This window comes from Rickettsiales bacterium Ac37b (assembly GCA_000746585.2).
Lineage (GTDB): Bacteria > Pseudomonadota > Alphaproteobacteria > Rickettsiales > Arcanibacteraceae > Ac37b.
In genome coordinates this window covers 880,880-894,360 of record CP009217.2, presented here as the reverse complement: position 1 = coordinate 894,360, position 13,481 = coordinate 880,880, and the positions used below count along the sequence as shown (strand labels likewise).

At 31.8% G+C, this 13,481-nt stretch carries 15 protein-coding genes, 1 tRNA gene and 1 pseudogene; 13 read left to right on the top strand and 4 right to left on the bottom strand.

The genetic code is table 11. From position 1 onward, the window contains the following. Positions 1-48: 48 nt before the first annotated feature. From NOVO_04500 to sdhB, 7 genes and pseudogenes are all read left to right on the top strand, one after another. Positions 49-507, top strand: a complete 459-nt coding sequence (locus tag NOVO_04500) for a hypothetical protein (protein AIL65279.1) — start codon at positions 49-51, stop codon at positions 505-507. 10 nt (positions 508-517) lie between these two features. Beyond that, a pseudogene (locus NOVO_04490) lies at positions 518-1,455 on the top strand (aminoglycoside phosphotransferase; disrupted). Positions 1,456-1,565: 110 nt separating this feature from the next. Then, the gene (locus NOVO_04485) at positions 1,566-2,333 is read left to right on the top strand and encodes a Nucleotidyltransferase family protein (GenBank protein ID AIL65278.1); all 768 of its coding nucleotides are present in this window, start codon (positions 1,566-1,568) and stop codon (positions 2,331-2,333) included. Positions 2,334-2,419: 86 nt separating this feature from the next. After that, a complete protein-coding gene (gene sdhC, locus NOVO_04480) occupies positions 2,420-2,821 on the top strand; it encodes a Succinate dehydrogenase cytochrome b556 subunit (protein AIL65277.1) in 402 nt (133 codons plus the stop codon). Between the two features lie 17 nt (positions 2,822-2,838). After that, a complete protein-coding gene (locus tag NOVO_04475) occupies positions 2,839-3,231 on the top strand; it encodes a succinate dehydrogenase, hydrophobic membrane anchor protein (GenBank protein AIL65276.1) in 393 nt (130 codons plus the stop codon). 23 nt (positions 3,232-3,254) lie between these two features. Then, positions 3,255-5,042: a Succinate dehydrogenase flavoprotein subunit gene (gene sdhA / locus NOVO_04470; GenBank protein AIL65275.1), complete on the top strand. Its 1,788-nt coding sequence runs from the start codon at positions 3,255-3,257 to the stop codon at positions 5,040-5,042. Positions 5,043-5,060: 18 nt separating this feature from the next. Beyond that, the gene (sdhB, locus tag NOVO_04465) at positions 5,061-5,846 is read left to right on the top strand and encodes a Succinate dehydrogenase iron-sulfur subunit (protein ID AIL65274.1); all 786 of its coding nucleotides are present in this window, start codon (positions 5,061-5,063) and stop codon (positions 5,844-5,846) included. Positions 5,847-5,920: 74 nt separating this feature from the next. Here sdhB and argO read toward each other — a convergent pair whose 3' ends face one another. Continuing rightward, a complete protein-coding gene (gene argO, locus NOVO_04460; protein ID AIL65273.1) occupies positions 5,921-6,526 on the bottom strand; it encodes an Arginine exporter protein ArgO in 606 nt (201 codons plus the stop codon). Positions 6,527-6,627: 101 nt separating this feature from the next. On the opposite strand from argO, the gene ampG_2 reads away from it, so the two are divergent. Genes ampG_2 through fmt form a run of 3 tightly spaced genes read left to right on the top strand, consistent with a single transcriptional unit; the run spans position 6,628 to position 9,390 of the window. Further along, positions 6,628-7,908 (top strand): AmpG, encoded by a 1,281-nt coding sequence (gene ampG_2, locus NOVO_04455; GenBank protein AIL65272.1) that lies wholly within the window; start codon positions 6,628-6,630, stop codon positions 7,906-7,908. 10 nt (positions 7,909-7,918) lie between these two features. After that, complete coding sequence (gene def, locus NOVO_04450) at positions 7,919-8,449, top strand: Peptide deformylase (protein AIL65271.1); 531 nt, start codon at positions 7,919-7,921, stop codon at positions 8,447-8,449. Positions 8,450-8,478: 29 nt separating this feature from the next. After that, complete coding sequence (fmt, locus tag NOVO_04445; GenBank protein AIL65270.1) at positions 8,479-9,390, top strand: Methionyl-tRNA formyltransferase; 912 nt, start codon at positions 8,479-8,481, stop codon at positions 9,388-9,390. Positions 9,391-9,396: 6 nt separating this feature from the next. Here fmt and NOVO_04440 read toward each other — a convergent pair. Beyond that, a tRNA-Val gene (locus NOVO_04440) sits at positions 9,397-9,473 on the bottom strand. A gap of 147 nt (positions 9,474-9,620) precedes the next feature. Beyond that, positions 9,621-10,103, bottom strand: a complete 483-nt coding sequence (locus NOVO_04435) for a Minor outer membrane protein Omp16 (GenBank protein ID AIL65269.1) — start codon at positions 10,101-10,103, stop codon at positions 9,621-9,623. Between the two features lie 12 nt (positions 10,104-10,115). Here NOVO_04435 and NOVO_04430 point away from each other — a divergent pair, with 12 nt between their 5' ends. Beyond that, the gene (locus tag NOVO_04430; GenBank protein AIL65268.1) at positions 10,116-10,295 is read left to right on the top strand and encodes a hypothetical protein; all 180 of its coding nucleotides are present in this window, start codon (positions 10,116-10,118) and stop codon (positions 10,293-10,295) included. On the opposite strand, the gene tolB is transcribed toward NOVO_04430, so the two are convergent. Then, a complete protein-coding gene (gene tolB / locus NOVO_04425) occupies positions 10,226-11,545 on the bottom strand; it encodes a translocation protein TolB (protein ID AIL65267.1) in 1,320 nt (439 codons plus the stop codon). The two genes, NOVO_04430 and tolB, sit on opposite strands and share 70 nt — an antisense overlap. Positions 11,546-11,921: 376 nt before the next feature. Between tolB and tolR the strand changes: the two genes are divergently transcribed. Further along, a complete protein-coding gene (gene tolR / locus NOVO_04420; GenBank protein ID AIL65266.1) occupies positions 11,922-12,770 on the top strand; it encodes a Tol system periplasmic component TolR in 849 nt (282 codons plus the stop codon). Positions 12,771-12,823: 53 nt separating this feature from the next. Then, a complete protein-coding gene (gene lipB, locus NOVO_04415) occupies positions 12,824-13,480 on the top strand; it encodes an Octanoyltransferase (protein ID AIL65265.1) in 657 nt (218 codons plus the stop codon). The last annotated feature ends 1 nt before the right edge of the window (position 13,481 follow it).

Sequence of the window (13,481 nt, the reverse complement as noted above, 5' to 3'; positions counted from 1 at the left end):
TTAACTCAAAAGCTTATTATTGGTATATAATGTTACTTGAGAGTTTTTATGGTAATGAATATAAAATTAGATAATATGGATGATACTAAAGGATTAGCAGAGAAATTAGCTATTTTAGTGAAAGTAGGCGATATAATAGAATTGAAAGGTGATTTAGGTAGTGGAAAAACTACTTTTAGCAGATATTTTATCAATGCGTTAACAAAGGATAAATTAACTATATTAAGTCCAACTTTTAATTTATTATTTGTATATAATACTGAAAAGGGAATGGTGTGGCATTTTGATTTATACAGATTAAATAATAAAGAAGAAGTGTGGGAATTAGGGATAGAGGAGGCAATAGATAGTGGTATAACTTTGATAGAGTGGCCTGATTTAATTTCTGATATTTTACCGTTAGATAAGTTAGTGTTGAATTTTGCTTTTTCTAGTAATGATAATAAAAGATATATTGAAATAATACCTAAAGGAATATGGTGTAACAGACTAAAAGGATTATTATGAGAGATAACAAATGTCAGATCGTATATTAAGAAAACAGCAATTTTTAAATCATAATAATTTGGGTAAAGCTGTTACGCAAAAAACTATCCAAGATGCTTCAACACGGATTTATGAAAGGTTGATACATAACGAAAAAAGTTATATTTTAATGGATGTTAACTTAGATCGTAAAATGTTAGAATCTTTTGTTTTAGTAGATCAGTTATTATTGGATTTTATTTATCCGTGCCTAAAGTAATGGCTCATGATTACGATCATGGTTTTGCTCTATTAGAGGATTTTGGAGATGATAGCTATAAAAATTTTTTAGAGGTTGAAATAGATAAAGAGCGATTATTATATAAATATGCTATTGATTTGATAATAGATTTACAAAAGCAAAAAGTTACTGCTAATTTATTGCCTTCATATAACATAGAAGCATTATTAAAAGAGGTTGAGTTATTTGTATCTTGGTATGTACCTTTATTAAATGGAGAAGAAGTTCCACAAAATATGAGGGAAGAATATATAGAAATTTGGTCCAGATTGTTAACTTATATACAACCTTTAGAGAATACTATAGTACTTAGGGATTATCATGCGGATAACCTGATGTGGTTACCAGAAAGGTCTGGTATACAAAAGGTAGGAGTGCTTGATTTCCAAGATGCAGTTATAGGTTCACCTGTGTATGATGTAGTATCTTTGCTTGAAGATGCTAGGCGTACGGTAAATGAATTTTTGGTTGAAGAGATGATTTCTTATTATTTAGAGAAAAATATTAATATTACACGTAAAGAATTCTTGGCTCATTATGCAATTTTTGGTGTGCAAAGGAATTTAAAAATTATAGGTATTTTTGCTCGTAAGGCAGTAAATGACCACAATTCTTACTATTTAAGGCTTATACCAAGAGTATGGGGATATATTAATAATAGTGTAAAGTATCCACTGTTAAGGCCTATAAAAGAATACATTGAAAAGATACTACCTATACAAGTGTTTAAATCTACAAATAATTACCGTGATGTAAGTAAAATTGCGTATTAAATACTCAAATAATGTAGGAGAAATATATGACAACAATAAAGCAAGCTATGATTATGGCAGCTGGTTTAGGTACAAGGTTACGTCCTATTACTAATCATATACCCAAGCCTATGATTCAGATTGCTCATAAAACGTTTATTCAACGTATTTTGGAACAGCTATATAGAAATAATATTATTAGCGTGGTAATTAATCTACACCATAAAGCTGATTTATTAAAAGACTATGTAAATAGTTTAGAAGTAGCACAACGTTTAAACATTATTTTTTCTTACGAAGCAGAATTATTAGAAGCTGGTGGTATAGTGAAAGTATTACATTATTTTGCAGAAAAACCTTTTTATGTGATAAATAGTGACATGCTATGGATTGATAATGATAATGAACCTTCAGTATTAGAATCATTATCAAATAATTTTGATAATGATAAGATGGATAGCCTATTATTATTACAACAAACAAAGCGTATACCTTATTATCAAGGCAGAGGAGATTTGCATTTAGCAGAAGGTGGGAGTGTTTATAGAGCGGATAAAGCGTATGATCATCCTTATGTATTTTGCGGTATACAAATAATGTCTCCTAATTTATTAAAAGGACTTGAAGTAAAGAATTTTAAACTCTTTAAGGATTTTATATTTAAAGCAAAAAAAGCTGACGATGGAAAATTAGATAGAATATATGGTATAGAAACCTCGCATTTTTGGTTACATATTAGTACAGAAGAAGAATTAAATCTTGTAAGAAGATATTTACAAAATAAAGAAATGACTTTTTTAAAAAACGTTGTATAACAAAAGAAATCAAGTGATTAGTTGACTAAGACTGTATATGTGTTTATAGTTGTCGCAGATGTTAATATCATATTTAAGTAAATATAATGAGTAATATAGATTCCATACATAATAGACGTCCTTTATCCCCACATTTAAGTGTTTATAAAATACAAATTACCTCGGCTTTATCAATCCTACATCGTTTTTCAGGAATTGTACTATTCGTAGGGGCTTTATTGATAACATGGTGGATTATTTTAGGAGTATATTCCGCGTTTAATCCAACTCTAGTGAAATGGACATTTTTTTCTACTATCTTGGGGAAAATAATGTTATGTGGATGGAGTTTTGCTTTATTTTTTCATCTTTTTAATGGAATAAGGCATCTATTTTGGGATGCTGGTTTTGGTTTTCAAAAAAAGCAATTTAATTGGTCAGGAATAGTAGTGATTATAGCTAGTATTCTTTCAACAGTTTTAAGTTGGTCAATTGTATTATACAACTAAGTAATTAATGAGTTTATATGAAATATAACCGTTTTCGTTCATTGTTAGGACAAGTAAAAGGTGTGGGCTCGATACATAGTGGTGCAGATCATTGGTGGGGACAACGTTTGAGCGCTTTGGCGCTAATCCCTTTATCAATTTGGTTTGTAATTACCATTATAAAAATGATGCTTGCTGGTAATGAAGAATTATTATTACTCATTAGATCTCCTATTACAATTGTACTTACGATGTTATTTATCATAAGTATATTTTATCATGGAATGCTTGGTATGCGTGTTATTATAGAAGATTATTGTGCTGAACCTATAAGGACAGTATTAATAGTTTTGGTAAAAGCTATATCAATAGTGACAGTAATGACAAGTTTAGCTGCTATACTTGCTTTTCATTTTGCAATTTTTAATTGAATATTTAGAAAGAGAGTTAATCCATGGCTGAGAAGAGTTATGAAATAATAGACCATTATTATGATGTAGTTGTTGTTGGAGCAGGAGGATCTGGTCTACGTGCTACTCTTGGTATGGCTGAAGCAGGACTTTCTACTGCATGTGTTACTAAAGTTTTTCCTACGCGTAGTCATACTGTGGCTGCTCAAGGAGGAATAAGTGCAGCGCTTGGTAATATGGGTGAAGATGATTGGCGTTGGCATATGTATGATACAGTTAAAGGGTCAGATTGGCTTGGGGACCAAGATGCTATTGAGTATATGTGTAAGAATGCTCCTAAGGCTGTAATAGAATTAGAGCATTATGGTGTACCTTTTTCTCGTACTAAAGATGGGAAAATATATCAACGTCCTTTTGGGGGAATGACAACGTATTATGGAGAAGGTAAAGCTGCACAGAGAACATGTGCTGCTGCTGATCGTACAGGACATGCTATTTTACATAGTTTGTATCAGCAGGCATTAAAACATAAAGCAAAATTTTTCATAGAATATTTTGCTATAGACTTGCTTATGGATGAAGAAGGTGCTTGCAAAGGAATTATAGCTTGGAATTTAGATGATGGGACATTGCATAGATTTAATGCGCATATGACAGTTATTGCTACAGGTGGATATGGAAGAGCCTATTTCTCTGCTACTTCTGCACATACTTGTACCGGTGATGGTAATGGTATGTGTCTTAGAGCTGGTTTACCCCTTCAAGATATGGAGTTTGTACAGTTTCATCCTACGGGGATTTATGGAGCAGGGTGTTTAATCACAGAAGGTGCTAGAGGTGAAGGTGGCTATCTTATTAATTCTGAAGGGGAAAAATTTATGGAGCGATATGCTCCTCATGCTAAAGATTTAGCTTCTCGAGATGTAGTAAGCAGAGCTATTACTATTGAAATAAAAGAGGGAAGGGGAGTAGGGCCTAAAAAAGATCATATGTATTTATGTTTATCGCATTTAGATCCAAAAGTAGTACATGAGAGACTGCCAGGTGTTGTTGAAACAGCACGTGTTTTTGCTGGCATTGACGCAACTAAAGAACCTGTACCTATCATGCCGACAGTACATTATAATATGGGTGGTATACCTACTAATTATAATGCTGAAGTTATTAAGGGAGATAAGAATTCTGTTGTTCCAGGTTTAATGGCTATAGGAGAAGCTGCTTGTGTATCGGTACATGGTGCTAATAGACTTGGTTCTAATTCATTATTAGATTTAGTGGTATTTGGCCGTGCTGCAGCGTTACATGCAGCTGAGATAGTAAAAAAAGATATGCCTCATAAAAAATTGTCAAAGGAAATTACAGATAAAATTTTAGCACGTTTTGATAAAATACGTTACTCTACAGGCCCTTATTCTGCTGCTAAAATTAGAGAAAATATGCAACTTACTATGCAATCTCATGCAGCAGTATTTAGGACTGATGAAGTATTAAAAGAAGGTGTTAGCCTAATTCATGATGTATATAAAAGTTTTGATGATATAGGTATTTCTGATCGTAGTTTAATATGGAACAGTGATTTAGTGGAAGCGCTGGAATTACATAATTTGTTAGGGCAAGCTGTGGTTACTATGCATGGTGCTTATAATCGCAAAGAGAGTAGAGGGGCTCATGCTAGAGATGATTACCCAGAACGTGATGATGAAAATTGGCTAAAACACACTATATCATGGGTGGATGAAAATGGAGAAGTAAAACTGGATTATCGTCCTGTTCATCTTCATACACTTACTGATGAAGTTGAGTATATTAAACCTAAGAAAAGAGTATATTAAAATTTAAGGGATAAAATTATGGTAGAACTTAGATTACCTCCGAATTCTAAAGTAACACAAGGTAAAGTATTCTCTGCTCCGGCTGGGACTAAGAATGTTAGAAAGTTCAAAATATATCGTTACAATCCTGATGATACTGATAATCCAAGGCTAGATACATTTGAAGTAGATATGGATACGTGCGGGCCGATGGTTTTAGATGCTTTAATAAAAATTAAAAATGAGATAGATCCTACTCTTACTTTTAGGCGTTCTTGCAGAGAAGGTATTTGTGGTAGTTGTTCTATGAATATAGATGGAACTAATACTTTGGCTTGTACTAAGGAAATATCTGCCATAAAGGGAGATGTAAAAATTTATCCTTTACCTCACATGCAGGTGATTAAAGACTTGGTGCCAGATCTGAATATGTTTTATGCTCAGTATGAATCTATTGAGCCATGGCTTAAAACTGATACACCTAATCCCCAAGATCGTGAGAGATTACAATCACCAGAAGATAGAGCAAAATTGGACGGTCCAGCAGACTGTATTTTATGTGCTTGTTGTTCTGCTAGTTGTCCGAGCTATTGGTGGAATGGTGATAAATATTTAGGGCCTGCTATTTTATTGCAAGCTCATCGTTGGATTGAGGATAGTAGGGATGAATATACAGGTGAAAGGTTGGATGCCTTAGAAGATCCTTTTAAATTATATAGATGTCATACAATTTTGAATTGTACAAATACCTGTCCTAAAGGACTAAATCCAGCGGAAGCTATTTCGAGTATTAAGAGAAAAATTGCTGAACGTAAAGGTGTATAATTTTTGTGATAGGTACGAGAGTTGGATTATCTTTTATATAAAAGATAGGTTTTGTTATTATAGGAAATTAAACACTATATAATATCGAATAATAATTTTAGTGCTATACTCCACATGATTATTGTGGTTAGGCAATTAATTATACGCCAATATTTAGGTTGTGTAAGATAAGAAGAGATTAAGTTTGTACTAATTGCTAATGTAAAAAACCATAAAAATGAAGCAGTGATAGCTCCATAAAAAAACGCAAATTTTTCTTGATTAGACAAATATAGTGCTAGGCTTCCTATAATAATGAAAATATCTATATATACATTTGGGTTTAGTAAAGTAACTGCAAGGGTTATAAGAATATTTTTACGTAAGCTTGTAGTTTTACCTTTACAAGGGGTATTTAATGAGGAGCCTTTATAAGCGTTATATGCAGACATCCCCCCATAGATTACTAAGAAAACTATACCGCTTAAGGATAATAAAAATTTTACAGTGTTATTATAGGCAAGATAGCTAGAATTCCATATGGCTAAGCTCATTAATATAACGTCACATAAAAAACATATTATACATACAGGAATAATGTGAGTCTTGTTAATACCGCATTTTAATACATGGACATTTTGTGCGCCTATAGATGCAATAATGCTGATAGAAAGAAAAAATCCTTTAAAAAATAAAAACATATCTACCTTTTTCTTAATATATAAAAAATCCTACTGCTTGACACGAATAGAGATTAGTCTTACAACTAATTATTATAGTGTAATAATTAAGATATGATATAATGTATAGTAGAAAATTAATAGAAAATCTGAGCGTCTATTCCAGACCTAAAGTTTTGGCAATATTTTTGCTTGGAATATCTAGCGGATTACCTTTTGCTCTTGTATCTTCTACACTCAAAATATGGCTTACAGAAGTGGGAATAAGTATTCAGGCTATAGGGGTTTTTAGTGCTGTAACTTTGCCATATACGCTTAAATTTTTATGGGCACCTTTTATAGATTATTTTTCTTTACCTTATTTGTCTAAAGTATTAGGTAGAAGACGTAGTTGGTTAATAATTACCCAATTACTTTTAGCTATTGCTATAATAGCATTAGGTCATTCTAACCCCTCATTTAATATGATACGAATGGCCATTTGTGCGTTTATAGTGGTGTTTTGTTCAGCAACTCAAGATATAATAGTAGATGCCTATAGAATAGAGGTTTTATCTAAGGAAGAACAAAGTTATGGCGCAGCAATGTCAGTCTTTGGTTATAGAATAGGTATGCTTCTTACGAGTGCGGGTGCTTTGTATTTTTCTGAATATTTTGATTGGTCAGTTACATATTCTTTATCTACTCTGGGCATAATGGTAGGTATGATCGTAGTTTTATCTATGAATGAAAAACCTATGGATAAAGATTTAGTTAGAACCATAAATGATAAGAGGATAGCTTTTGTAGATAAAGTAATAATTAATCCTTTTGTAGAAATGGTAAAACGTTCAGATGGTATAATAATTATATTATTTGTCTTATGTTATAAATTAGGAGACTCTTTATTGTTTTCAATGACAGGTCCCTTTTTAGTTAATGTTGGGTTTAGTAAAGCTGAAATAGCTACTATAGCCAAATTTTGGGGATTGATAGCTACTATTTTTGGATCAATGATTGGAGGAGTACTAATATATAGCCTAGGAATTAAAAAAAGTTTATGGATAGGAGCTATTATACAAGCTTCTTCAAATTTTATGTATTGTTTACAAGCTATTATTGGCTATGATACTCATTTTTTAGCCGTCACCATAGGTATAGAAAATCTCTCTGGAGGATTAGGTACCTCTGTGTTTATTGCTTATTTAGGAAGCTTATGCAATAAAGTTCAGTATACAGCCACCCAATATGCTTTATATACAGCTTTATCTGCGGTTGGTAGAGATATATTATCAATCCCAGTCGGATACCTTATAGATCAAATAGGCTGGATTGCATTTTTTGCCCTTACGATAGCTATAAGCATACCTGGCATGGTCTTTCTTTATATTTTAACAAAAAGAAGAACACTATATGTGAGTTAAAGGTAATACTATGGCAATTTTAGCACTTGTACTAGCTCCTGATCCAAGACTTAAACAAAAATCACTACCGGTTGAGAAGGTAGATGATGATTTACGTAAGTTTATGGATGATATGTTAGAAACCATGTATTATTCAGAAGGAGCAGGTTTAGCGGCTATACAAGTGGGTATAGCAAAACGTATATTAATAGTAGATGTAAGTAACAAAGAAAATGATGAGGCTAAAAATCCTATTTTTATGGTTAATCCTGAAATAATTTATATATCTGAGGAGAAATGCATACGTCAGGAAGGCTGTCTTTCCATACCAACTCAAATATTAGACATAGAGCGTCCTAGTAATATTAAAGTTAAATATTTGGATTATAATGGGAATACACAAGAATTAGAGGCTGATGGGTGGCTAGCAACAGCTATACAACATGAAATGGATCATTTAAATGGAGTATTGCTATTAGATCATGCTTCTTTAGTAAAACGTGATACTATGATCAGAAAAGCAAAAAAAATAAAAAAAACATATCTCTCTTCAGAGCAATAAAAACATATTACTTGGGATAAGTATTGAGTATGAAAATAATATTTATGGGTACTCCGCTTTTTGCAGTTCCAGCGCTTAAACTTTTAACTTCTTCTTCCCATGAAGTAGTAGCTGTATATACACAGTCACCAAAAGCTGCTGGCCGTGGGTATAAAGAAAGATTATCTCCTATACATCAGTTTGCACTGGAAAACAATTTAGAAGTAAAATATCCTGTTAGCTTACGTGATCCTCTAGTACAAAAGGAGTTAATAGATCTTAGAAGTGATATAATTGTAGTTGCAGCATATGGCTTAATATTACCTGAAGCCATATTATCAGCACCTAAATATGGTTCTATAAATATACATCCATCTTTGTTGCCAAAATGGAGAGGAGCGGCGCCTATACAACGAACTGTTCTTGCAGGTGATAATGAAACAGGCGTTTGTATTATGAAATTAGTACAAAAATTGGATGCTGGTGCAATTTTGTCTAGTTATAAAATGCCATTAAATAAAGATATTACTTCATCTGCACTACATGATCAATTATCTAATATAGGGGCAGATTTATTGTTACAAACCTTAGATAATATAGATAATTGTGTACCAGTTGAGCAATCAGAAATTAGTGTAACTTATGCAGATAAATTAAGTAAAGAAGAAGGCCTTATTAGGTGGAATTATACTGCAGAATATATTCATAGGATGGTACGTGCATTAAATCCATGGCCTGGTGTATATTTTAATTACAATAATGAAATAATTAAAATATTAGAAACAGATTATATAGATATGGCAGTTAAAGAGGAAGTAGGAAAAGTATTAGATGATAATTTATCTATCTTCTGCAGCGGTGGTATACTAAAACCTAAGATTTTGCAGAGAACAGGACGTAAACCTATGGATACCTCTACCTTTTTAAGGGGATTTAATATACCTAAAGGAACTATTTTATAGGGTTAATGGTGGGTGATATAAGACTCGAACTTACGACCTCTACCATGTCAAGGTAGCGCTCTAACCACCTGAGCTAATCACCCATTATGCTCTCTTTTGTCCGAATGGAATTACTTTAAATTTAATTATATATAGGCAATGTAGGAAAAGTTTGCAAGTAAGAAATGTAAAAAAATGCAGATCCAGAATTGTATAGATAAGAGCCCTATTTATAGGGCTCTTAACTTATTTTAATTGTTGTTAGTAACTATAGTTACATCACGACGATTAAGTCTCCAAACTGATTCCCCAGTGCCTAAAACAGCAGGGCGTTCTTTACCATATGAAACTGTGCAAATACGAGAAGCATCAATACCAGAACGTACTAAATAACGTTTTGCAGCTTCAGCACGACGTTCACCTAAAGCTAAGTTATAATCACGAGTACCACGTTCATCACAATTTCCTTCTACTGTTACATTTACAGAAGGATTAGCTTTTAGCCATGCAACTTGACGATCAAGAGTAGCTCTTGATTCTTCATCTAGTATAGAACTATCAAAAGAAAAATAAACTACATTACCTACATTAGCTACTAAGTCTGCTTCAGTACCAGGTACAATTGTCCCAGCATCTAAACCATTAGCACCAGCGGCTCCATTATCAAGTCCTTTCTTATTACATGCAGTAGCGGTAGCTAATACAAATAATATAATCATTATTTTACGAATCATTTATTTACTCCTATGAAAATGTTTAGAATGGAATTATTTATAAATTCCGCATCATCAAATACATTACCTATAATTATAGTCAATCAAAATCCTATATTAAACTGTTATTTTTCCTTAAATTTTTATGGTAATAGTGGTGACCAAGCAGGATCTGAGGCATCAGTAGGTGTTATAATCTCTCTTTCGTTATAACCTGTTAAATCTATAGAAAAAATTCTAGATGTGCCTATTTTGCCACCATGACTGGGTTCCCCTCTAGTATACATGATAGTACGTCCGTTGGGGGACCATGTTGGTCCTTCTACTAAAAATCCTTGTGCTAATATGCGTTCACCACTACCATCAGAGTTCATAACCCCTATATAAAAAGATCCTGATTGTTTTTTAGTAAAAGCTATCATATCTCCTCGTGGAGACCATATAGGGGTAGTATAACTTCCTTCTCCAAAACTGATTCTTTGAAGATTGGTGCCATTAGAATCCATAATATATAGTTGCGGTCTTCCTCCTCTGTCTGAAGCAAAGACTATTTGGTTGCTATCAGGTGAAAATGAAGGTGAAATATCAATTGCACGATCGTCGGTAAGTTGAATAGATTGCGAAGTGGTAAGATCTAATAAATATATATCAGTATTGCCATTATATGACACAGACATAACTATTTTTTTGCCATCAGGTGAAAATCTAGGTGCTAGAGTCATACCTGGGAATTTTCCCAATAATATGCTGCGTTTACTTTTTATATCCATTAGATAGACATTAGGATTTTTATTTTCATAAGATAAATATAATAATTGTTGCCCTGAGGGAGAGAATCTAGGTGTTAATACTAAAAAATTACCTTTTGTTAAGAATTCATTATTTTCTCCATCTTGGTCCATAATAGCTAAGCGCTTTATTCTTTTAAGGCCTGGTCCTGTTTCTGAAATATACGCAATACGAGTATCAAAATAACTTGTATCTCCAGTAAGTCGTTGATATATTTCATCGGCTATTTTATGCGCTACTCTGCGCCATAAAGCTGAATTTAGAGCATATGATTTGCCTGCAATTTGTAATTCAGAATAGGTATCCCATAATTTAAATTCGACTTTAATCAATCCATCAGAACTAATTTTTATATTTCCCATTACTAAAGAAGCCGCATTAATTTGCCTCCAAGAAGCAAAGGATGGAATATTGTTAAGATGCAAAGATTGTTCTATAAAAGCCAATTTATCAATAGATCTAAATAGGCCGCTGCTTTCTAGATCGTTTTCTATTACGCTAGATATTTGGTTCCCTAATTCTTTTTCTTCATCTGAAATACCATGTAAGTCAGTTATAGCAATTGGTAAAGGTTCTCTTACCCCTCTGGTTATATCTATCCTTGAAGTAGCATGGGCATAATTAATAGTGTAAAAAGATATAATAATTATTATTAATAAATTTCTTTTAAGCATAGATGACCTTACATAAAATTTTTATATATGGGACTGTTAACAAAGTCTTTATTAGCAATCTTTTGATCTCATTTTTTCTATATTTCGGTAATTTTTTTGCTAATATTACCAATATTAGCTGCAAAAATTCACTTAATATACCCTAAAATTACCCCCAAAATCTTATCTAAAAATATTTTGTTAACAGTCCCATAGTAAACTAATATTACTTCTAGAGGAATTTACAGTATTTAACTGCTAATACAATTAAAATATATCTTTATAATTAAAAAATATTAGTAAAAGTATCATCAAATTTTAAATAGTAAGCTGACAATTTATAAAAAACTAATTATAATGCATATTTTATAATATTAATCTAAAGATATAGTTTAAAATGTTGGATTTTATTTTTTCTAAAAAGAGATTATATACTATTATTACATGTATGTTAAGTATACAAGTTATGGCATATGACTATAATGATCAACCTAATAATATGTTACTCGATAGAATAGATAAATTAGAACACGATCTTATTACTATACAAAAACACTTATATAGTAGAAGTGGTACTAAACAGGGTATGAATCCAGATGATAATATTGTAGCATCAATTGAAAATAGGATAGATATTGTAGAAGAGCAAATGAGAACTATTGTTGGACAAATGGAGCAGCTTGAACATAATATTAATACCTTAGCTAAAAAACTTGACCAATCTATAGCAAATAATAAAACTTCAGAACAAAATATTTCTATGGAAAATCAAAAAATCTCTCCTGAGGAAAATAACAGCCTGGGTATAGTTAGCACTAAATTGATAGAAGATGTAAAACGTAATAATTCTTCATTTGATGATACCATGGAAGAAGATTTTAAGAAAGCTTTTACGTTATTAAAAACAGCTAAAAAAGATGAATCAATTAGATATTTTAAACAATTTATTAAAAATTATCCTAACACTGACCTAACACCAGAAGCATATTATTGGTTAGGGGAAATCTATTTTTCTAAAAAAGATTTTGAAAATGCTTCTATCAATTTCTTACGAAATTATAAACTCTCTCCTCATGGAGAAAAAACTGTAGATAGTATGTTAAAATTATCCATTTCTCTTAAAAATTTACAAAGAGTAAAGGATGCTTGTTTAATATTAAATAAGCTGTCAAAAGATTTTCCTGATCAATCTACCGATATAAAAAATAAAACATTGCAGTTAAATAAAGAGTTAAATTGTCAATAGATATTGCCGTATAAAATGGTATACTACTACTAAATAGAAGTTTAATTACGTTAATGTTTGCTAATATGAATAATGTAATAGAATGGAATATATCGCCGGAACCTCTTTTATACGAAGAAGCGTTGCAGGTTATGGAGCACCGGGTTAGAGATATACAAGCTGACATCGCTCCAGAAATGGTATGGTTACTTGAACATTGTCCAGTTTATACAGCTGGTACTTCAGCAAATCAAAATGAATTATTAAATACCAATGTTTTACCTGTGATTAATACGGGTAGAGGAGGTAAATATACTTATCATGGTCCTGGACAAAGAATAGCTTATGTTATGATTAATTTAAAAAAAAGGGCTAAAGATAAAATCCCAGATTTAAAGGAATATATTAAAAATTTGGAACAATGGTTAATTAATAGCTTATTATGTTTTGGTATTAATGGAGAAAGAAGACCAAGTAGAATAGGTATTTGGGTTCAGACTCAAGCTGGTAAAGAGGAAAAGATTGCTGCGATAGGAGTAAGAGTTAGTAAGTGGATAACTTATCATGGAATAGCTTTAAATGTTAATCCAGAAATGAGTTATTTTAATTCAATTATACCCTGTGGAATTAAGGAATATGGAGTAACTTCAATGCAAGAACTGGGATATAACGGTGAATTGTATATTATAGATCAAGTATTAAAAAGAGAATTTCATAAGATTTTTGGTTAGA

What these genes read in the sequence shown, in the direction of transcription:
- NOVO_04500 (AIL65279.1), top strand. Translation starts at nt 49, where the DNA reads ATGGTAATGAATATAAAATTAGATAATATGGATGATACTAAAGGATTA.
- NOVO_04485 (AIL65278.1), top strand. Translation starts at nt 1,566, where the DNA reads ATGACAACAATAAAGCAAGCTATGATTATGGCAGCTGGTTTAGGTACA.
- sdhC (AIL65277.1), top strand. Translation starts at nt 2,420, where the DNA reads ATGAGTAATATAGATTCCATACATAATAGACGTCCTTTATCCCCACAT.
- NOVO_04475 (AIL65276.1), top strand. Translation starts at nt 2,839, where the DNA reads ATGAAATATAACCGTTTTCGTTCATTGTTAGGACAAGTAAAAGGTGTG.
- sdhA (AIL65275.1), top strand. Translation starts at nt 3,255, where the DNA reads ATGGCTGAGAAGAGTTATGAAATAATAGACCATTATTATGATGTAGTT.
- sdhB (AIL65274.1), top strand. Translation starts at nt 5,061, where the DNA reads ATGGTAGAACTTAGATTACCTCCGAATTCTAAAGTAACACAAGGTAAA.
- argO (AIL65273.1), bottom strand. Translation starts at nt 6,526, where the DNA reads ATGTTTTTATTTTTTAAAGGATTTTTTCTTTCTATCAGCATTATTGCA.
- ampG_2 (AIL65272.1), top strand. Translation starts at nt 6,628, where the DNA reads ATGTATAGTAGAAAATTAATAGAAAATCTGAGCGTCTATTCCAGACCT.
- def (AIL65271.1), top strand. Translation starts at nt 7,919, where the DNA reads ATGGCAATTTTAGCACTTGTACTAGCTCCTGATCCAAGACTTAAACAA.
- fmt (AIL65270.1), top strand. Translation starts at nt 8,479, where the DNA reads ATGAAAATAATATTTATGGGTACTCCGCTTTTTGCAGTTCCAGCGCTT.
- NOVO_04435 (AIL65269.1), bottom strand. Translation starts at nt 10,103, where the DNA reads ATGATTCGTAAAATAATGATTATATTATTTGTATTAGCTACCGCTACT.
- NOVO_04430 (AIL65268.1), top strand. Translation starts at nt 10,116, where the DNA reads ATGAAAATGTTTAGAATGGAATTATTTATAAATTCCGCATCATCAAAT.
- tolB (AIL65267.1), bottom strand. Translation starts at nt 11,545, where the DNA reads ATGCTTAAAAGAAATTTATTAATAATAATTATTATATCTTTTTACACT.
- tolR (AIL65266.1), top strand. Translation starts at nt 11,922, where the DNA reads ATGTTGGATTTTATTTTTTCTAAAAAGAGATTATATACTATTATTACA.
- lipB (AIL65265.1), top strand. Translation starts at nt 12,824, where the DNA reads ATGTTTGCTAATATGAATAATGTAATAGAATGGAATATATCGCCGGAA.